The sequence below is a fragment of the Pseudomonas sp. 8O genome (genome assembly GCF_902506495.1).
Classification (GTDB): Bacteria; Pseudomonadota; Gammaproteobacteria; order Pseudomonadales; family Pseudomonadaceae; genus Aquipseudomonas; species Aquipseudomonas chaetocerotis.
Window position 1 is genome coordinate 1,109,168 of record NZ_LR733264.1, and the last position, 19,250, is coordinate 1,128,417.

At 57.6% G+C, this 19,250-nt stretch carries 21 protein-coding genes; 18 read left to right on the top strand and 3 right to left on the bottom strand.

Features of this window, described 5'->3' with window-relative positions; genetic code table 11:
• The first annotated feature begins 52 nt into the window (after window positions 1-52).
• The 9 genes from GV002_RS07835 (at window position 53) to GV002_RS07875 (ending at window position 8,083) form a co-directional block, all read left to right on the top strand.
• Window positions 53-604 carry a fimbrial protein gene (locus GV002_RS07835; RefSeq protein ID WP_160017790.1) on the top strand — a complete coding sequence of 184 codons (552 nt, stop codon included), beginning with the start codon at window positions 53-55 and terminating at the stop codon, window positions 602-604.
• An 11-nt stretch (window positions 605-615) separates the two neighbouring features.
• Window positions 616-3,120, top strand: a complete 2,505-nt coding sequence (locus GV002_RS07840) for an outer membrane usher protein (RefSeq protein WP_160017791.1) — start codon at window positions 616-618, stop codon at window positions 3,118-3,120.
• A gap of 82 nt (window positions 3,121-3,202) precedes the next feature.
• Window positions 3,203-3,964 carry a fimbria/pilus periplasmic chaperone gene (locus GV002_RS07845; RefSeq protein ID WP_160018901.1) on the top strand — a complete coding sequence of 254 codons (762 nt, stop codon included), beginning with the start codon at window positions 3,203-3,205 and terminating at the stop codon, window positions 3,962-3,964.
• Between the two features lie 110 nt (window positions 3,965-4,074).
• Window positions 4,075-4,614, top strand: a complete 540-nt coding sequence (locus GV002_RS07850) for a fimbrial protein (RefSeq protein WP_160017792.1) — start codon at window positions 4,075-4,077, stop codon at window positions 4,612-4,614.
• The gene (locus GV002_RS07855) at window positions 4,611-5,126 is read left to right on the top strand and encodes a fimbrial protein (protein WP_160017793.1); all 516 of its coding nucleotides are present in this window, start codon (window positions 4,611-4,613) and stop codon (window positions 5,124-5,126) included. Before GV002_RS07850 ends, GV002_RS07855 begins: the two co-directional genes overlap by 4 nt.
• A gap of 10 nt (window positions 5,127-5,136) precedes the next feature.
• Window positions 5,137-5,610: a fimbrial protein gene (locus tag GV002_RS07860; RefSeq protein WP_160017794.1), complete on the top strand. Its 474-nt coding sequence runs from the start codon at window positions 5,137-5,139 to the stop codon at window positions 5,608-5,610.
• A gap of 11 nt (window positions 5,611-5,621) precedes the next feature.
• Complete coding sequence (locus tag GV002_RS07865) at window positions 5,622-6,179, top strand: fimbrial protein (protein WP_160017795.1); 558 nt, start codon at window positions 5,622-5,624, stop codon at window positions 6,177-6,179.
• A 146-nt stretch (window positions 6,180-6,325) separates the two neighbouring features.
• Window positions 6,326-7,138 (top strand): hypothetical protein, encoded by an 813-nt coding sequence (locus tag GV002_RS07870; protein WP_160017796.1) that lies wholly within the window; start codon window positions 6,326-6,328, stop codon window positions 7,136-7,138.
• A 408-nt stretch (window positions 7,139-7,546) separates the two neighbouring features.
• Entirely contained in the window at window positions 7,547-8,083 is a 537-nt protein-coding gene (locus tag GV002_RS07875) for a fimbrial protein (RefSeq protein ID WP_160017797.1), read from the top strand.
• 222 nt (window positions 8,084-8,305) lie between these two features.
• On the opposite strand, the gene GV002_RS07880 is transcribed toward GV002_RS07875, so the two are convergent.
• Window positions 8,306-8,623: a hypothetical protein gene (locus GV002_RS07880; RefSeq protein WP_160017798.1), complete on the bottom strand. Its 318-nt coding sequence runs from the start codon at window positions 8,621-8,623 to the stop codon at window positions 8,306-8,308.
• 1,212 nt (window positions 8,624-9,835) lie between these two features.
• Here GV002_RS07880 and GV002_RS07885 point away from each other — a divergent pair.
• Window positions 9,836-10,144, top strand: coding sequence for a hypothetical protein (locus tag GV002_RS07885; RefSeq protein ID WP_256667045.1), 309 nt, complete (start codon window positions 9,836-9,838; stop codon window positions 10,142-10,144).
• A 242-nt stretch (window positions 10,145-10,386) separates the two neighbouring features.
• Here GV002_RS07885 and GV002_RS07890 read toward each other — a convergent pair whose 3' ends face one another.
• The gene (locus GV002_RS07890; protein WP_160017799.1) at window positions 10,387-11,337 is read right to left on the bottom strand and encodes a GlxA family transcriptional regulator; all 951 of its coding nucleotides are present in this window, start codon (window positions 11,335-11,337) and stop codon (window positions 10,387-10,389) included.
• 172 nt (window positions 11,338-11,509) lie between these two features.
• On the opposite strand from GV002_RS07890, the gene GV002_RS07895 reads away from it, so the two are divergent.
• From GV002_RS07895 to GV002_RS24280, 5 genes are all read left to right on the top strand, one after another.
• Window positions 11,510-12,103, top strand: a complete 594-nt coding sequence (locus GV002_RS07895; RefSeq protein ID WP_160017800.1) for a TetR/AcrR family transcriptional regulator — start codon at window positions 11,510-11,512, stop codon at window positions 12,101-12,103.
• A gap of 59 nt (window positions 12,104-12,162) precedes the next feature.
• Window positions 12,163-12,840, top strand: coding sequence for a type 1 glutamine amidotransferase domain-containing protein (locus tag GV002_RS07900; protein ID WP_160017801.1), 678 nt, complete (start codon window positions 12,163-12,165; stop codon window positions 12,838-12,840).
• Between the two features lie 232 nt (window positions 12,841-13,072).
• On the top strand, window positions 13,073-14,197 hold the full coding sequence (locus tag GV002_RS07905; RefSeq protein WP_160017802.1) for an alkene reductase: 1,125 nt from the start codon (window positions 13,073-13,075) through the stop codon (window positions 14,195-14,197).
• 83 nt (window positions 14,198-14,280) lie between these two features.
• Window positions 14,281-15,039: a CynX/NimT family MFS transporter gene (locus tag GV002_RS24275; RefSeq protein ID WP_256667046.1), complete on the top strand. Its 759-nt coding sequence runs from the start codon at window positions 14,281-14,283 to the stop codon at window positions 15,037-15,039.
• Window positions 15,040-15,056: 17 nt separating this feature from the next.
• Window positions 15,057-15,551 carry a CynX/NimT family MFS transporter gene (locus tag GV002_RS24280; RefSeq protein ID WP_256667047.1) on the top strand — a complete coding sequence of 165 codons (495 nt, stop codon included), beginning with the start codon at window positions 15,057-15,059 and terminating at the stop codon, window positions 15,549-15,551.
• Between the two features lie 180 nt (window positions 15,552-15,731).
• Here GV002_RS24280 and GV002_RS07915 read toward each other — a convergent pair whose 3' ends face one another.
• Window positions 15,732-16,652: a LysR family transcriptional regulator gene (locus GV002_RS07915; RefSeq protein ID WP_160017803.1), complete on the bottom strand. Its 921-nt coding sequence runs from the start codon at window positions 16,650-16,652 to the stop codon at window positions 15,732-15,734.
• Window positions 16,653-16,820: 168 nt separating this feature from the next.
• On the opposite strand from GV002_RS07915, the gene GV002_RS07920 reads away from it, so the two are divergent.
• The 3 genes from GV002_RS07920 to GV002_RS07930 all read left to right on the top strand — a co-directional run bounded on the left by GV002_RS07920 (window position 16,821) and on the right by GV002_RS07930 (window position 19,191).
• A complete protein-coding gene (locus GV002_RS07920; RefSeq protein WP_160017804.1) occupies window positions 16,821-17,954 on the top strand; it encodes a Gfo/Idh/MocA family protein in 1,134 nt (377 codons plus the stop codon).
• A gap of 72 nt (window positions 17,955-18,026) precedes the next feature.
• Window positions 18,027-18,911, top strand: coding sequence for an SDR family NAD(P)-dependent oxidoreductase (locus tag GV002_RS07925; RefSeq protein ID WP_256667048.1), 885 nt, complete (start codon window positions 18,027-18,029; stop codon window positions 18,909-18,911).
• Between the two features lie 115 nt (window positions 18,912-19,026).
• Entirely contained in the window at window positions 19,027-19,191 is a 165-nt protein-coding gene (locus tag GV002_RS07930; RefSeq protein ID WP_160017805.1) for a hypothetical protein, read from the top strand.
• Window positions 19,192-19,250 lie beyond the last annotated feature (59 nt).

Consider the following 19,250-nt stretch of genomic DNA (forward strand, 5'->3'; position numbering starts at 1 on the left):
GCGGCATTCCTTCCTTGTCGCAGGTTTTTTCTAAGTGCGTGGAGCAGGTCATATGAGATCGACTCATAACGTATCGCCCTGCCTGGTGCAAATGTTGTTGGCTCTTGGTGTCTTGGTCGCCTCAAGTAGCGCGCAGAGTTCCGAGATCATCGGGCGCGGCGCTGTAAGTATGGCGGGCTCCATCCTGGAGTCGCCTTGCGACATTGAGGTGGGCGACCGTGATCAGGCACTGGTCATGGATATTTTCCCCATCAGTCAACTCGCTGCTAGTGGGCGTGGCCCGGAGCGAGACTTTTCTATTCGTTTGGTGGGTTGCTATGTCGGCTTGGACAGTTCCAGTTCGGCTTGGCGGCGCTTTGCTGTGACCTTCGATGGTCAGCGGGAGCGCAACTATTTTGGCGTCAGCGGAAGTTCACGAGGCGTTGCTCTGGTGATTCGCGATGCACATGGCGCGGTGGCTATGCCGGGTCTCCCTTTGCCGGGGCAGGATCTGGCGTCGGGTAAAAACCAGTTGGATTACACCGTGGCTGTAGTTGCAGGTGAACAGCCACTTCGGGCGGGCGACTACCGCTCTGCAATCCGCTTCAAGTTGGATTACTACTAAAGGGGTTTTTCATGGCGCGGAATTTTTCCCGCTCCCTTCTTGCTGCTGCCGTAAGCCTTGGTTTGGGCGCGTTAGTTGGGGTTGCCGGCACTGTTCAGGCTCAGGAGATTCGTTTCAATACGGATATTCTGGACAGCAAGGATCGTGAAAATATCGACCTGAGCGTATTCAACCAGAAGGGTTATATCCTGCCCGGTACTTACGAGCTGGCCATCAAGCTCAATGGCGTGACCATGCCTGCGCGCAGCGTGACCTTCATGCCGCCGGCTGATGACCCCAGTGGCAGCGAAGCCTGCCTGACACCTGACCTGGTCGAGCTGATCGGGCTGACCGCCGACGCCCGGAAAACACTGACCTGGTGGAACGGTGAGCAGTGCCTGGCGCTGAGCAGTCTCGATGGCATGGACGTCAAAGGTGATATTGGTGTGGGCGTGCTCAACATGAGCGTCCCGCAAGCCTATATCGAGTACAGCAGTCCGGACTGGGACCCGCCCACACGCTGGGAAGAGGGTATTGCCGGTCTAGTGCTCGACTACAACATCAATGCACAGAACCAGTGGCAAGACCGCGAAGGCACTCGTGACCACAACATCAGTGGTACTGGGGTGGTGGGCGCCAACATCGGCGCATGGCGTTTGCGTGCCAACTGGCAGGCGCGTCATCAGTCCGGTTCCGGGCGTGGTAGTGAGGATAGCTTCGACTGGACCCAATACAGTGCGTACCGCGCCATCAAGCCGCTGCGCGCCAAGCTGACAGTAGGCGAGGACTACCTCTATTCCGACATATTCGACAGCTTTCGCTTCCTCGGCGCCAGTCTGGTCACCGAAGACAACATGCTGCCGCCCAATCTGCGCGGCTATGCACCGGAAGTCACCGGTGTGGCGCGCACCAACGCCAGGGTCGTGATCAGCCAGCAAGGCCGTGTCATCAAGGAAGTGCTGGTGCCGGCTGGTTCGTTCCGTATCCAGGATCTGAATAGCGCGGTGGCGGGTAAGCTTGACGTGCGTATCGAAGAAGCAGATGGCAGCACGCAGGAATTCCAGGTTGATACTGCGTCCATTCCGTACCTGACCCGTCCTGGCCAGTTGCGCTACAAGCTCGTGGCTGGTCGACCGACCGACTGGGATCACAATACAAACGGTCCGTTTTTTGCGGGTGGCGAGTTCTCTTGGGGCGTGAGCAATGGTTGGTCCCTGTACGGCGGCGCACTGCTGGGCGACGACTACAACGCCTTGTCGGTCGGTATCGGTCGTGACCTGATGGAATTTGGTGCGCTCTCGGCAGACGTTACCCAGTCCAGTGCCGATCTGCCGGAAGAAGGCAAGCTGACCGGGCGCTCCTATCGTTTGAGCTACTCCAAGCGTTTCGACGAGACCAACAGCCAGGTCACATTCGCCGGCTACCGCTTCTCGGACGACACGTTCCTGTCCATGTCCGATTACATCAGCGTGATGGAAACCCCCGGTGGCATTGCACCGTCGCGTGGTAAGGAACTGTATACCGCCACTTTCAACCAGCAGTTCCCGGACTACAAAACCAGTATCTACTTCAACGTCAACCACCAGACTTACTGGAATCGGCGTGCGACTGATCGCTATAACCTAACGCTTGCGCGCTATTTCGACTTCGGCGAGTACCGTAACATCAGTCTGTCACTGACGGCTTACCGCAATGAAGACCGCAGCAGTGAGGGTAAGGACCAAGGCATGTACTTGTCGCTGACCATGCCCTGGGGTAGTGGCGGTACCGTCGGCTACAACGGATCGTTCAGCTCTGATAGACACAGCAATTCGGCCACCTATAGCAACCGTGTAAGCGATGCTGACTACTATCAGGTCCGTGGCGGCGAGACGGACGGTAAGACCGAGTTCGGTGGCTACTACTCGCACCGTGGTACCTATGCACAGGTTGATACCACCGCCAGCGCCGTCGGCAGTCAGTATCGCCAGGTCGGCGTATCGTTGTCCGGCGGTGCCACTCTCACGGCTGAAGGCGGCGCGCTGCACCGGATAAGCACCGTAGGCGGGACGCGTATGTTCGTCGATACCGATGGCGTGTCCGATGTGCCGGTCGGCGGTTATGGCAGCTCGGTGAAATCCAACTACTTCGGCAAAGCCGTGGTCACCGACATCGGCAGCTATCACCGCAACAGTGTGCAGATCGACATCAACAAGCTACCGGAAAATGCGGATTCCAGCGCTTCCGTGGTGCAGGGCACGCTGACAGAGGGCGCCATTGGCTACCGCCATTTTGACGTGATCTCCGGGGCTAAGGCTATTGCTGCGATCCGCCTTGACGATGGTTCCACCCCGCCTTTCGGCACCGCTGTGCTCAATGCCCGGCAGCAGGAAGTGGGTATGGTGACCGATGGTGGCGAAGCCTACCTCACTGGCCTCAAGTCGGGGGATATCCTGACCGCCCACTGGGCTGGCCGCGAGCAATGCCGCATGGCGATTCCGGATGCAATACCAGCAGACATGGCCGCGACACTACCCTTGGCTTGTGTCAAGAATTAACCGGTCGTCACCATGTCGATAAACACTGAAAGGCGTGCCCGATACTAGTCGGTGCCGCCTTTGACAGGAGCAAAAAATGAGCATGAAACAAACAGTAATTACCGGCCTGCTGGCCGTCATGACGGTGGCCGTAGTGGCGCCGCAGGCCCAGGCTGCCATTGCTCTGGACCGTACCCGTGTGGTTTACCCCAGCAGTGAAAAGTCGGTCAGTCTTACCGTGCGTAACCAGAACCCCGAGTTGCCTTACCTGGCGCAGGGCTGGCTCGAGAACGAGGACGGCGTCAAGCTCGACAACAAGGGCCCCTTTGCTGTCTTGCCGCCGGTGCAGCGCGTAGAGCCTGACAGTCAGACCCAGGTGAAAATCCAGGCGCTGCCCGGTGCCAGCCTGCTGCCGCAGGACCGTGAGTCGCTTTTCTACTTCAATTTGCGTGAAATTCCGCCGCAGAGCGACAAGCCCAACGTACTGCAGATTGCTCTGCAAACGCGCATCAAAATGTTCTACCGCCCAGCCGCACTGGCGGAAGAGGCGGCCAGGCAGGAGGCCATCCCCTACCAGGAAAAAATCACCCTGGAAAAAACAGGCGATAGCTACACCGTGATCAACCCGACGCCGTACTACGTCACCCTTGTCGGCGCTAGCACCAAGAAAGGCGGCGACGTAATCGCAGGATTCGAACCCCTCATGGTGCCGCCCCTGGGCAGTGCCAAACTCGGCGGCAGTGCCGCTGCCCTGGGGGCCACACCCGTGCTCGTGTATGTCAACGATTACGGTGGTCAACCCGTGATCACATTTCGGTGCAGTGCCAATACTTGCAATGCGGATAAAACAAAACGCGATCAGTAATAAATAGCCAGCAGGCAGGCGTCCTGCCTGTTGGAAATATTAATGTACAAGCAGGCCAGGGCGAATTTTGTTCTTGGTTGGCTTGACCCTTATCTAGGTCAGGTTGAGTGATGATCAAATTTTCCAAGCAAAGCCCCCTGCATAGGTGGGGCAAGGCCGCATCCCGCTATGCGGCCTGTGTTGCCGTGTGCATGGCGTGCTCGGTGCAGCCGGCGCTCGCTGTCGGCCAGTTAGTCACAGTCAAGGCTACGGTGGTTGATGGGCCGCGATGCACCATCATGGGTAATGCTTCTGGGTATATAGAAGTACTCTTTGGCGAAATGCGCACTGATATGATCGATGGCGTCAATTACAAGAAACCGATCCCCGTTAGCCTGAACTGCTCCGGTAATCCATCATCCTTGCGTTTTAAATTTACGAGTGCTGGTGGCGCTGCCATGTTCGACCCCACTGTGCTGGCAACCAATTTTTCCGATCTGGGCGTGCGTTTGCTCAAGCCGGACAGCACCCAGTTGAATCTTAATGAAGTGTTCGAAGTGGGTGCTGTAGGTGCACTAAACTTTATGGCTGTACCTGTGAAAAAAACCGGTGCCAATTTGCCAACGGGTAACTTCGGTACCTCGGTGGTATTGACGGTGGAGGTACTATGAGCAAGTTTATTTATCACCGCTCCGGCAAGCGTACAGCACTATGTGCCGCACTGCTGCTCGCTACGTTCGGTTGCGCCACCTCGGCACAAGCGATCGATGTCTACTTTAGCGGCTCGCTGGTGGCTCCGCCGCCCTGTGTGATCAATGGCAATACCGATATCAGTGTGGACTTTGGCAATGAGATGCTGGCAGGACGTATCGACGGCTCTAATTATGTACGCCCCATCACTTTTACTCTGGACTGTAGCCAGGCGGTCGCTCTCGGTCGTGCGATCAAATTGCAGTTTAAAGGCGATGACGCAAGCTTCAAACCAAACGTACTGAGAACAACCAATTCTGATTTGGCGATTGAACTGCGCCTAAATAACGCTTTTTTTCCATTAAATTCATGGAATCTCATGAATTATCCGACCATACCCGCATTCTCCGCTGTCCCTATAAAGGCAGCAGGCAGCACCCTGAGCGGTGGCACCTTCACCGCAGCAGCCACGCTGCTGGTCGACTATCAGTGAGGACGCAGAGATGAAAAGCAAACATATTTCCCCTCTGCTGTGGCTGGCACTGGCTGTTGCTACTAGCTCCCAGGCCGTTCAGGTTAACTTCTCGGGCGGACTGATCGAGTCCGTTCCCTGCACTATCAGCGGGGGGCAACTACTCCAGTTGGACTTCGGTAACGCCGTGATCATCCGCAACCTTAATGGCGTGAATTACAGCAAACCCATCAATTATCAGATCACCTGCGCGGATGTCGGTACGGTGCACCTGACACTCAAAGGCACCGAAACATCGTTCGATGACGCAGCCATCCAGACCAACGTCGTCGGCTTGGGTATTCGCGTCAACCGTGGCGGGGTGCCGTTCACTCTCAATACGCCAATCGTCGTCGATCCCGCCAGTCCGCCAGTACTCGAAGCCGTGCCGGTAGCTGACCCTGCAAATACGCCGGCGACAGGCGTATTCAATGCCACCGCCACCCTGATGGCCGACTACCAATAGGAGCGCGCACCATGACTCAATGGCACACCCCCAACCGTTTTAAGCGTGCCGGTCTGGCCCTGGCGCTGCTATCGCCGTTTCTATTTGGCGGCCTTGCTCAGGCTGCGGACAATCTTGAATTCACCGGCGCACTCGTCGAAGCCGCCTGCGACTTACACGCAGGTGACGACGATATAGAACTGGACTTCAACACCGTAATCGACCGCTACCTGTACCGCTATGGCGAAACGCCCGCTCGTCCCTTCACATTGCGCCTGGACGATTGCGACAACAGTGTACTGACCGGCGTCAGGTTGACCTTCAGCGGCACCGAAAGCATCGAACTGCCCGGCCTGCTCGCTTTCGATCCGAGCAGTACAGCAAAGGGCGTGGCAGTAGCCTTGCAAACCGCAGGCGGGCAGCCGCTGAAAATCAATGACACCAGTGGCCTGCTGCTTGCATTGCCGTCTGGCGATATGACCATCCCGTTGCAGGCTTACCTCAAGGCAGAGCCAACTGCAGTTACTAGCCAGTCCATCGTCTTGGGCGACTTCAAAGCCACGGCCTATTTTGCACTGGATTATGAATAAACAGCGCTAAGGCTGTAACACGTGTCATCAGTGTACTGTTGGTACCTGTGGCCAGGCTTTTAACGTGACCGGCAGCGAACTCGCTGTCGCTCAGAGAATAGAGCGCTATTGCCCGTATCGGTAGGCGGGTAGAGGTTGAGTGAAAGATGAGAAAACCACATAGAAATAGAATCAGTTATCTGGTTCTGACGTTCATTGCAGGGCTGTTGCTATCCGTTACCAATGAGCTGCAGGCTTCGGCTTGGGCGGCGGTCATATCGGTTAACCGGAGTACTGGATATGGAGAGTTTCAGTATGGCTGGACCTCAGAGCTCAACGACTCGCCTATCTGCTTTGATGCCAGCGGTTGTTTCGTACTGGTTGGACCCTGGGATGCCAGAGGATCCGGTTACGGCGGTATTAATAATCCCTGGGGCATATCTAGGAAAGTTAAAATTCCGCAATACGGCAGTGCAAGAGATGCATGGTTCCTGTGGAGTCAGAGCTATCCACTTTCTGACCAATTCGTTCAACTGACCTGGAGTAGTCCAGTCAGGCATGACTTCCTTCAAACCTGTTATGGCTTCCAGATTTTTCAGGGCTCGAGTAGTAACACTCGCACCGGCGATATACTCCCCGGCGCGCAATGTGGTACGATACCGCCCCCTAATCTGGTGTGCACGCTTAATCTTCCGTCGGAGATTGACCACGGCACTATTGGTGTCGGCGAAACATCAAGCATCGAAGTCGACGGTGCCATCAACTGTAACCTCTCGGCTAACGCAAGACTAAGCTCTCAGCTCTCCAATGCTCCGAGCGGACTATCTGCAAAAATGCTGTTCAATGGTATGTCCACTCGAAATCTGAGCGTGCAGGCAGGAAACACCTCGTTCAAGATGACCAGTGAGTTGACTGTGCAGCCCACTGCTTCGACGGGGCCAGCCCAGATATATTTCATGGTATTCGCCGACTTCTACTGAGGGTCATAAGCGTTCTTGGCTGTTTAGCCAATCGCCATGACCGGATCAGACATGATCAACAGCAACATTAATGTGAAATTGATACCTGACAGGCCAATCTCAATTTTGCTGAAAGGTGAGGTTTTATTGAGGCTGGATATGTTCAGTTTTCCGTACGATGTTTTCATTTGAAGAGATACAGCTTTACTAAGCGCATTTCTAAGGGGGCGCTAGATAGTCTGCCCGAGTGTCTGCAGAACCCCTGTTTTTAGGCCGCCATCGTGCGGCTTTTTTTCGCTTTGTTCGTGACGGCACAGGTTAGGTGATGGCGGTTTCGCGCGATTACCCCCTTAGCCGATAAACAGTGAACCACGTCGAGAGCAGCACTGATCCATTACTCGGAACAGCGCTGATAAAGAGATGATCACTATGAAAAAAAACGGTTTCATCTGCCTGTTGACCGTTATGGCAATGACCGCACAAGGCGGTCTTACCCGAGCAGCAGACATTCCTGACCCCTCGGCAGTGCCAGCCAGTACACCCTGTACCCTGCATGCTGATAGCAGCGAAATCCAGTTGGATTTCAAGTCTGTGATCGACCGTTACCTGTACCGCTATGGCCTGACCCCCGCCCGGAGTTTCACATTGCGCTTGAATGCATGCGATAGCCGAGTGCTGGCTGGCGCCAGGCTGCGCATGGCAGGTAACGAGAGCCGCGAGTTGCCAGGCTTGCTGGTTTTCGACGGTACCGGCATGGCCCGTGGCGTGGTGATTGGCCTACAAGCAACCGACGGTCAGAGGTTAGCGGTCAACGCGATGAGGGGGCACGGTATTACCGTTGTGCCGGAGGATGGAGCGATTGCACTGCAAGCCTACCTTGAAGTCGAACCCACCGCCCAGAACAGCAAGAGTATTATTCTGGAAAGCTTCAGGGCAACGGTATTTGTGGCGCTGGATTATCAGTGAGTGCTGTTTTTGAAACTGTTTGGAAAATAATTCCGCGTGGTCAACTGTGCGAGTGGCTTCATCAAATATGTCATCCACCGCAGTAATGCAAATGAACGAGCCGCCCTGCGCGAAAACACAGGGTGGCTCAATGGATATAAAAGATCATGTCTATGCTTGCATGAGTTGTTTGTTGTTGATTTTTATCTTTCGTCAAGGCAGTCTGCGACAGCTGTTGAACTACTATTGGTAGTCAACCTGATACAGGTGGGTGTTTGCCCGTTGCTCTTTATAGGCGATGGACAGCCCCCTGGAGTCGATATAAACCGCCTGATTTGAGCTGCGCAGAGCCTGGGCATTGATATGGTTGTTCTGTGTCTTGTAGTTAACCCAGCAGGATGTATTGATGGATTGGGTGTTGCCTTGCAACGTGCACGGCGCCTCAACGATTTGTCCGGTGACAGTGATTTGCCCTGAAAGTGCAGCGGCTTCGCTGGTGGAGTAACCGATGGCGGCTACCAGTAACAGGGGGAGGAGGGTCAATTGTCTTTTGGCGTTCATACTATTCTCCTGAGTTCACACTAGGTTTTGCATTGTGTTGCAGGTCCATCCAGGGCTGCTGTGTCGCTCGGGCTTGATGCCATCTGAGCATTGACGCTTAGGAAGCAGCACACTTTCAGAATTTTCTTAAGGTCTAGGTGAGTCTGGAGAAAAAAGAAAGGCATGCATAAAAATTTTTATCTTATTGATATTGTTGTTTTATTTTTATTCTAGTGGCGAATTTGCGCGATTTTGTAGTGAATCTGCCATCATCTTGACGAATAAAAAACTCTATGAGTGGCTGTTGGGGGGCTGGCGCAACCGATTGCAACATCTGCGATGAAAAAGCGTTGCTTTACATCACGTCACCGCTTGTGCGCAGCCGCTAGAATCCGAGTTTTTACTTCTTCTCTGGCTGCAGCATTCAAGACCGTGAGCGCTTCGAGGCCATTGGCTGCCCACAGCAGGCGTTGAAGCACTGGCGAGGTGGTTTTAAATGGCAGACGACATGATCAGCGGAGCTGGCGGACTAGAGGGAGGGGGCGTAAGTAGAATAAATATCGGTGTTTTTTGATTGTGTGCTGCCTTCTAGTAGTCACCGATTTGGTTTTTATATGCGTCGCACTCAATTTTTATAGGGTTCTGAGTTGTGCAGTTCAATAAGCGTCAACCGCTATTCGGCCCGTATAAGTGCCACCCTGATTATCGATGTTTGATAATGATGGCAGGTATCGATAGGGCTTTTGCTACGTGTTTTATGACTGGCTGGTGCGCGGCGAGGCTGTGCCGATGAGTGGTCGCTTGTTGAGCATTGCCTTGTTCATGGCTTGCTGACTAATGGTGCAGACGATTCGCATTCGATCTGCCCATGTCGATCAATAGCCCGGTGAGGGCGACAGAGCCGCATATCAGGATCAAAGCTTCACATTGGTGCTCGGTTCTGCAGTGGCGATTCTTTTGCAGTCCGTTCGTTGTCTTGGCCTTTGCCGCGCTTTCGTACATGTGTCGTCAATACCGATCCATCTTTAGGATTCTTCTGATGTGATCCAGATCAAGATTTCCGCATTCTGCAGGCCTGATAACAATCTGGCCGCATCGGCAGGTCGACGCCACCTTCTATCGACAGGTAGAGCAGTTAGGTGACGCCTGTCCCGCCCTCGCGCAGCGGCTGAACGTACTGGATTGGCAGCGTGTCAGTTCATTTCGCCCACTCCCTGCACAAAGGCTATGGCCATGAAAGATATGTACCGCGACATCCTGGATTCAACGAACAATGAGTTGTTGGCTCAGCTGCTCGGCGCGACTACGCGTAGCGTCAGGAGCATGGCTTCGGCCGTAACGTTCATGGCATTCGAGCAACTGCGCAGTCAGGATGCTGATCTGCAGCGTTCAGCACGGCAGATGATCAAGCGCATGCACGCTATCAACCTCGATCTCGACAAGCAGCTGGAAATGACCAGCAACCTGCTTGGCCGCAGCAGTCACAACGCCCTGGTCGAGCCGGTAGAACTCTCTTCGAAGGTGTCGTCAGCAGCCAAGTGATGGCTCTGCAAGTGCCCATATCAGGTGCTGGAGCGTTCCCTGCAAGGGGGCCGCGAGCAGCCAGCCCGGATCTTCCTCGCTACGCAGATTTTTCTTCTTACGAAGTGGGTGCAGGGCGGCAGGGGCGAGGTTGATCCGCGCAAACGATGGATGTGGTGATCACCTGGCTGGTACGCCGCTCTGTAGTGGTCACCTGAATATCATCAGACGTACCTGTCGGTAGTGGGCTCTGCTCAGAGCGTTCAGCCATGGCTATTGGCCGTTTCGTACAGCTCATCTCTCATCAGTTGCGGCGGTTTGCCATAGGCACGCAGAAACGCCTGGCGCATGCGTTCGCGGTCGCCGAAACCGGTTTCGCGGGCGATCACTTCTACGGGATGACGGCTCGTCTCCATCATTACGCGCGCGGCCTCCAATCGCAGGCTTTCGATTGCTTTCGCCGGCGTTTTCCCGGTTTCCTCGCGGAACACCCGGCTGAACTGGCGCGGGCTAAGTCGCGCGACATCTGCCAGTGCCTCGACCGAGAGATCGCTGCGCAGGTTTTCGCGCGCATAGGCCATCGCCAGTTGCACGCGGTCGGATTTCGGGTCTATCTCCAGCAGCGCCGAGAGCTGTGATTGCTCGGCACCTCTGCGCTGGGCGATTACCAGTTTGCGGGCCACGCGGCGGGCCAAGTCAGGCCCCAGGTCGTTCTCTACCATGGCCAGCGCAAGATCCACTCCGGCACTCATGCCTGCACCTGTCCAGATATGCCCATCGACCACGAACAGCCGGTCATCATCGATTCTGACGTTGGGGTGACGTTTCTTGAACTCGGGCACGTGCAACCAATGAGTCGTGACCCGTTTGCCCTCCAATAGGCCGGCTTCGGCGAGCACGAAGACACCTGTGCACAGTGATGCAATACGCCGCGATTGCGAGCTGGCGCTGGATAGACAGGTCAGCAGTTCGGGACTGGGTTCACCCAACTCCAGGTAGCCGCTGACGATGACGGTGTCATAGCCAGCCAGGCCGAGCGCCTCGGTATTGACCGAGAAACCCTGAGACGACATCACGGCTCCACCGGTCTCGGATACCAGGGTGAATCCATAGACCGGCGCGCCATGCAGGAGGTTGGCGCACTCGAAGACGGAACCGACCGACAGGCTCAGCGCCTGGAATTGCGGGTAAACCACCAACGCCACGGTATGCATCGATCATTTCCTTTCTGCGGGCATGCGTCGATTGTCGGAGGGCTAGGTGGTTTGCGCAATCGGCTCGCGGTGCATGTCCGAAATCCTTGCGGATATGACATTGCTGCTGTCGGTGGCGATTCCTAACATGGCCCCAACGAACTAGACGACTGGTCTACTGAGGCAGGCAGCCATGACAACCACTGACAGCAACCAGACCCGGCAGCGCATTTTCGACGCCGCTCAATCGATCATCGCCCGTAAAGGTTTCTCTGCGGTTGGGCTCAATGAGGTGCTGAATGCTGCGGGTGTGCCGAAGGGTTCCTTCTATCACTACTTCGCTTCGAAGGACGCGTTCGGCACGGCGCTGCTGGAGCATTACTTCGAGACCTATTTGGCTGACATGGATCGCATTTTTCAGGACCGGGCAACCAGCGCCCATAACGCGCTGATGCGTTACTGGCAACTGTGGATCTCCAACCAGACCAGTCAGGTCGAGTGCGGTAAATGCCTGGCCGTCAAGTTAGGCGCCGAAGTCGCCGATCTTTCCGAACCGATGCGCTTGGCACTTCAGCGCGGTACTGCGCAGATCGTCGAGCGGCTGGAGGCAGCGATCAGCAGAGGCGTGGAGGAGGGCACGGTAACCATCGTTGCTACGCCCGCTCAGCTGGCACTGAGGCTCTATGCGATGTGGTTGGGGGCCAGTGTGATGACCAAGATCACCCGTACCCAACACGCGTTCGAAGAGGCACTACAGCAGACGCAACATCTTCTCGATAACCAGTGAACCCATGACCGGCAAGGGTCGGTCGAAACCAATGCAATACCCACTATGAGGCAATGATCATGAAAGTTCTGATGGTTCTGACATCCCATGACAAGCTGGGTAACACCGGCAAGAAAACCGGCTTCTGGCTGGAAGAGTTCGCCGCCCCTTACTACGTCTTCAAGGACGCCGGTGCCGATATCGTGCTGGCCTCGCCAGCCGGTGGCCAGCCGCCTCTGGATCCCAAGAGTGATCTGCCGGACTTCCAGACCGAGGCGACCCACCGTTTTGCTGCCGATCCGGCCGCGCAGCAAGCCCTGGCCAGCACGGTGAAGCTCAGTGAGGTGAAGGCTGAGGATTTCGACACGGTGTTCTACCCAGGCGGCCATGGCCCTCTGTGGGATCTGGCGGAGTCGGATATATCCATCGCCCTGATCGAAAGCTTCGAGCGCGCCGGTAAGCCAATCGGTTTCGTCTGCCATGCTCCGGGCGTGCTGCGCCACGTCAAGGCTGCGAATGGCGAGCCGCTGGTCAAGGGTCGCCGGGTGACGGGTTTCACCAACAGCGAAGAGGCCGCTGTAGAACTGACTGACGTGGTGCCTTTCCTCATCGAGGACGAGTTCCAGGCACTTGGCGCACGTTATGAGAAAGCCGGCGACTGGCAGTCGTTCACCGTCGTCGACGGGCGCCTGGTCACTGGTCAGAACCCCGCCAGTTCCGAGTCCGCAGCCAACGCTTTGCTCAAACTGCTGGCTTGATTCGCGCAATCTGCAAGGTTCAGACGAACCCGTGCAAGCAATGAGCGGGCGCACTGTGCGCCCGCTCTGAGCGCCTGCGATTGCATCGGATCGAGACGTAACGCCTGAGCGGCCTCTCTACTCCGAGAAGTCGCTCCCCAAAAAATCATCAAGCCTTTGGGCGCCAGGTGCGTCCATTCGCGCCCGTGCGCCTGTCGATAAGTGCAGTCGCCTGAACAACAGGATAGAAATCATGAAACATGCTGCTCTGTTTGCCCCCATCGACATGGGACGCATCACGCTCAAGAATCGCATCGTGCTGCCGCCGTTGACTCGTCAGCGCAGCGCCCAGCCAGGCGATATCGCGACTGATCTGATGGCCACTTATTACCGCCAGCGTGCCAGTGCCGGCTTCATGGTCAGTGAGGGCACCCAGATCGAACCGCGTGGCCAAGGCTATGCCTGGACGCCCGGTATCTACAGCCAGGCTCAGATCGATGGCTGGCGCAAGGTGACCGAAGCGGTGCACGCCGAAGGTGGCGTGATCTTCGCCCAGCTCTGGCACGTCGGTCGCGTTTCCCATAACGCGCTTCAGCCTGACGGGCAGGCGCCCGTGGCGCCATCCGCCATTCAGGCGCAGAAGGTCAAAGCGTTCATTCAGACCGGCCCTGGTGTCGGCGAGCTGGTTCAGCCGTCGCTTCCACGCGCACTGGAGTTGGCTGAGATCCGCGATCTGGTCGGGCAGTACGCCCAGGCTGCGCGCAATGCCATCGATGCCGGTTTCGATGGCGTGGAGATTCACGCAGCCAACGGTTATCTGGTCAATCAGTTCATCTCCGCACATTCCAACCAGCGCGATGATGCTTACGGTGGCTCCCTGGAGAACCGCCTGCGCTTTCTGCGCGAGATCGTGGAGGCCGTGGCCGCTGCCGTAGGCGCGGATCGCCTTGGTGTGCGCCTCACCCCGTTGTTCACCGGCACCGATCAGGACCGGGTGTACATCGGCCTGGTCGAAGAGGACCCGCACACCACCTATATCGAGGCGATCAAGGTGCTGGAGGCAGCAGGTGTGGCCTATGTGTCGATCGCCGAGGCGGACTGGGACAACGCGCCGGATCTGCCCGAGAGCTTCCGCCGCGACGTACGCGCGAACTTCAGCGGGAAGATTCTCTACGCCGGTCGTTATACCGCCGAGCGTGGTGAGCGGCTGATCGAGGCGGGGCTGGCCGACCTGATCGCATTCGGTCGTCCTTTCATCGCCAACCCCGATCTGCCTGCACGCATCGCCAATGGCTGGCCGCTCAACCCACTGGATCCTGCCACTGTTTATGGTGGCACGGAGAAGGGCCTGACGGACTACCCGACCTACTCGGGCTGACGTTTACATCTGGCTGCGTGGCCTCGACGCGAATGGACGGGGACACGCCTGCGTAACTGCTCACTGCGTAGGAAGTCTTCGTCATGTCTGTCAAATCCGTACCGATCAAACGCGATGTTACGCCTGGTCTGGCGTATCCGGCCTTGGCTGGCAGCGACGTTCGTGCTCCGTCAGTCGCAGCCGTGGTCGTGTGTATCCTGCTCGTCGCGCTCACGCTGCGCCCGGGCATCGTTTCCATGGGGCCCTTGCTGACCGCCATCATCGATGAGCTGGGATTGACTCATACCCAGGCCTCGCTGCTGACCGCGATTCCGACCTTGCTGATGGGATTGCTGGCATTGCCCGCACCCTGGCTGGCGCATCGATTTGGACGTGACCGGATCATCCTGCTGGCGCTGATTGTGCTGGGCGCCGCGATCATCTTGCGTGCACTGGCGGGCTCCATTGGGCAGTTGTTTGCCAGTACTGCGGCAGTCGGGGCAGGTATCGCGGTCGCCGGAACGCTGTTTTCCAGTTACGTGAAGGCGCGCTCGCCGACTCGTATCGCGTTGTTCATGGGTATTTATGCAACGGCAATCGGCCTGGGCAGCACGGTCGCTGCGGTGGCGACCGGCCCGATCGATCAATTGATTGGTGATTGGCGTTGGGCAGGCGGTTTCTGGGTACTGCCGGCACTCCTGGCGATCATCGCCTGGGGAGTGATCGAACGTCGCAGTCTTGCCGAACCCGTCGCCGTCTCATCGAAGCCGGTGCCCAGGATGCCGCTGCGCAATCCTACGGCCTGGCTGATCGCACTGTTCTTCGCCTGCAACAACCTGGTGTTCTACGCCCTGATTGCCTGATTGCCTGGTTGGCACCGATGTATATCGAGCGTGGCGAGAGCGCCAGTTCGGCTGGCCTGATCCTGGCCAGCTATACCCTGGGGTTCATGCTCGCCAACCCGGTGTTTGGCTTGCTCAGCCGCAGCGATGATCGACGCCTGCTGCTTGCAGCGAGTTCCAGCATCGCCTTGCTGGGCAGCCTGGCGATGGCCGTTGCGCCTGATGCCATGCCGTTGGTGACAGCCGCGATTGCAGCCTTTGGTACCGGAGGTGCCTTCACCTTGGGCATGACCTTACCGCTGGACAATGCTTCGACGCCTGAGGAGGCTGGCGCCTGGACGGCCTTTGTGATGTTGCAGAGTTATCTGATCGGCGCTGCCGGTCCGCTCCTCATGGGATACCTGCGCGACAGTGCGGGCCACTTCCAGTCAGCCTTGTGGCTGTTGGTGGCTGTAGGGATGCTGATGTTGATAGTGACCCCGTTCTTGCAGCCGTACCGCAATCGCAGGCTGGAGGGATGTTGCTGCGGCTGAGGTTTCTGCTTGCAGTGATCTCTGGTCATTGCGTGTAGCACAAGCCGTGGCGCTGTGACGAAAGGCGATAGTTTTTACTCGGCACTATTCGCTATCCAGCGTGGATCATCACCAGTGAGCATGCTTACACGCGTGGGTACGTCATTCCGGGCCGGCATCGCTCTCAGCGAAATCAGCGCTCTAACGGTGTAGAAGCTGCTCTCGTTTCTCCACCAGGAAATCGATCAATGCACGCATCTTGGCGGGCATTTGCTCCCGTGAGGATACGTACAGGCAGAAGGCCGCATGGTGATGGGTCCAATCGTGCAGGACGCGCACCAGGCGACCCTCTGCCAGCGGTCGCTGGATGGCAATGTCGACGATCTGCATCAGCCCAAGCCCCTGAAGGGCAGCCCGAGTCATGCAGCCATCGTCGTTGACGGTCAGGCTTCCGGTTACCGCCTGGGTGAAGTGGCGTCCGTTCTGGCCGGGCTCGGTGAAGTCCCAGTCATGCAGTGCACCGCTGCCCGCGAAGCGGTAGTTGATGCAGTTGTGCGCGGCGAGATCCGAGGGGGTCTTCGGGGTGCCATGCCGTTCGAGATAGGCCGGGGACGCCACGACTGCCATGGACAGAGGTGGGCTGATCGGGACGGCGACCACATGCTCAGCCAGCGCCTGCCCCAGTCGTATGCCCGCGTCGCACCCGTCGGCGATGATATTCGACAGACCATCGGCCATGACCAGTTCGAGTGCGACCTTCGGAAAGCGTACGTGAAACTCTGTCAGATGCGGTTCGAGCAGGGCCTTGGCCGCCAGGCGTGATGTGTTGATCCGGATCAGACCGGAAGGGACCCCTGTCGCGTCGCCAAGATTACGAATAGCCGATTCGATCTCACCAAGACTGGGCCGCAAGGTGTCGAACAATTGCTGTCCCGCTTCGGTCAGGGACATGTGTCGTGTGGTGCGGTTGATCAACCTCACCCCCAGCTCTTGCTCCAACGCCTTGAGGTTTTGCGATAGCGCCGCCCGTGAAACCCCCATGGCCTCTGCTGCACGCGAAAAGCTGCGGTGCCGGGCTATGTGGGCAAACCACGCAAGCGAGGGGAGTAGTGAGGGAGTCATGCTCTCATTGTAAATAAATAGTTAACACTGATGTGGGTTTTTGGCTCTTTTTCACGATCAATCGTCGGCGTAATGTCATTTCCATCGAGCAAGCAGCTGCGTCCATCAACGTGCGCCGACCTGTACCGCTCACGTCTCCATCCCTCTTCTCTCTGGAAGGAACATGCCATGACAAACACGCCTCTGCGCATCGGCATCATCGGCGCCGATACTCGGGCCAGTTGGGCCGGCGCATCCCACATTCCCGCCATTCTGGCGCAACCCGGACTGAAACTCGCGGCTGTCGCTACCCGTAAGGAAGAAAGTGCCAAGGCGGCCGCCAAAGCCTTCGGTGCAGAACGCTGGTACTCGAATCCGTACGATCTCTGCCGCGACGACAGCATCGATCTTGTCACCGTTGCGGTGAAAGTGCCGGCGCACAGGGACCTGGTTCTGGCCGCTCTGAAAGCCGGCAAAGCCGTGTATTGCGAAGCTCCACTGGGCGCGACGTTGGCGGAGACCGAAGAAATGGCTGCTGCCACGGGATCGCTGCATACCGCGATCGGACTGCAAGGGCGGTTGAACCCTTCGGTAAGACGCGCCATCGAGATCATTGCCGCAGGCAAGCTTGGAACATTGCTCTCGGCGAACGTGAAAGCCACCACATTCGGGTACGGCCCGACCACGCTCAGCAACTACGACTATTTCAACAAGGCTGCATCCGGGGCGAGCTTTCTGACAATCACGGTCGCGCATGTGCTTGACGTCGTCGAGGCCGTGCTGGGCCCCATCGCTGAGGTCGATGCGCGGACAAAGCTCATTTGGCCGACCGTTTCGGTGGTCGATACCGGCGAAACATCTCACCGTGAAGTTGTCGATCACCTGGACCTGATCGCCGAAACGAGCCTGGGCGCTTCTGTGTCCGTGCAGGTCCTTGCAGGAGTTGAAAGCGACCCGCTGTTCGTGATGGAGGTCCGTGGATCGAAAGGCACGCTCACGCTGCGCGGCCATCACCTGGCAGGCGTCCAGGTCGGGGACCTGACTCTTTCGGCAAGTGTGCCGTTTGCATTGCCCGACCTCCCTGTCGCAACGGGGAACAGTCCAACGGCCGACGGGTTTTGGGCCGGCGCCGCAATCAATGTGGGCGAGGTTTACGCAAGTCTTGCACGCGACTTCAGGATGGGCACGTACCACACCCCGGGTTTTGCTCACGCATTGCACAGCAGCCGGCTTATTGCAGCGGTCGAGCGTGCCGCCGTGACAGGGCAGAGGCAGCTGGTCCCGAATGCCCTGTGCTTGAAGCGTGCGGCTGGGATTCGATAACGACCCTATCTTGCGCCCCTATCCGCCAGCAGACGATCAACCGACGAAACGACCACAAGCGAGGAGACCTTCATGAGCGAGATTCCCCTGACCAATATCGGTAGACGCCGGATGCTGATGACGGCAGCAGCAGGCGTTGCCGCGGTCACGCTCCCCAGCCTAGCCACAGCGGCGAGACAAGCCGATGTTGCCGGAGAGCAGATTGGCGCTGCACGAACAGTGGAACTGCAAGGCAAGCGCGCCTTGGTGACGGGCGCCTCGCGCGGGATCGGTGCTGGGATTGCACTGGCGCTTGCTGACAAAGGCGCCGATGTCGCGATCACCTTTTTGAACTCGCCGGAACGTGCTGCCGAAGTGGTTCGCATGATCGAGGCCAAAGGTCGGCGTGCCGTCGCCATTCGAGCCGACAGTGCGGACCCTGCTGCGGTGCGGCGGTCGATCGAGGAGGCGGTCGGCGGCCTTGGTGGGCTGGATATTCTTGTCAACAACGTGGGCATTTCAAGAGACGGTACATTCGCGCAGATGAGCCTCGAAGACATCGATGCGCTGCTACACGTAAACACACGAGCCGCCGTGCTCGCGTCCCAGGCGGCCTTGCCTCATCTCAAGCCGGGCGCGCGCATCATCACCATTGGCTCCTGCGTTGCCGAGCGCGTGCCTTTTCCCGGACTGACCGTGTACTCGATGACCAAGTCCGCGATGCTGGCATTGACGCGAGGGCTTGCCCGCGATCTCGGCCCACAGGGAATCACGGTCAACCTGGTACAACCCGGGCCGATCGACACCGACCAGAATCCAGCGGATGGCCCCTGGGCGGACATCAATCGACAGTTCACCGCACTGGGGCGCTATGGTACGCCGGCTGATATCGCCGCCGCCGTCACCTTCCTGGCGAGTCCGGCCGCCAGCTTCATGACTGGGTCTGTCATCACGGTGGATGCGGGCTTCAATGCGTAAGGAAATGAGGGACGGCAGGAGTTGATTCACCGCTGCCTCCGTTTCGGCTGGTGTTGATATTGATATGGGCATGGGCGGTGGCACGCGGTAGGCCGCAGACACCTTCGAGCTGTTATTGAGCAGCGAGAGCGACAAGCAGATCGAACGCTTCGCCAGGATACCCCCGCTGGAGCGCCTGGGTCAGCCAGAGGATATAGCGGCCGTGGTGTCGTTTCTGGTTGGGCAGGATGCAGCCTGGGTCAAAGACCATGTATTGCGCGCCAATGACGGATTGATCTGATGCGGGAAGCCTGCGATGGATGACGCACCTTGTCGCCAAATGCTGGCAAACTTGCGCTT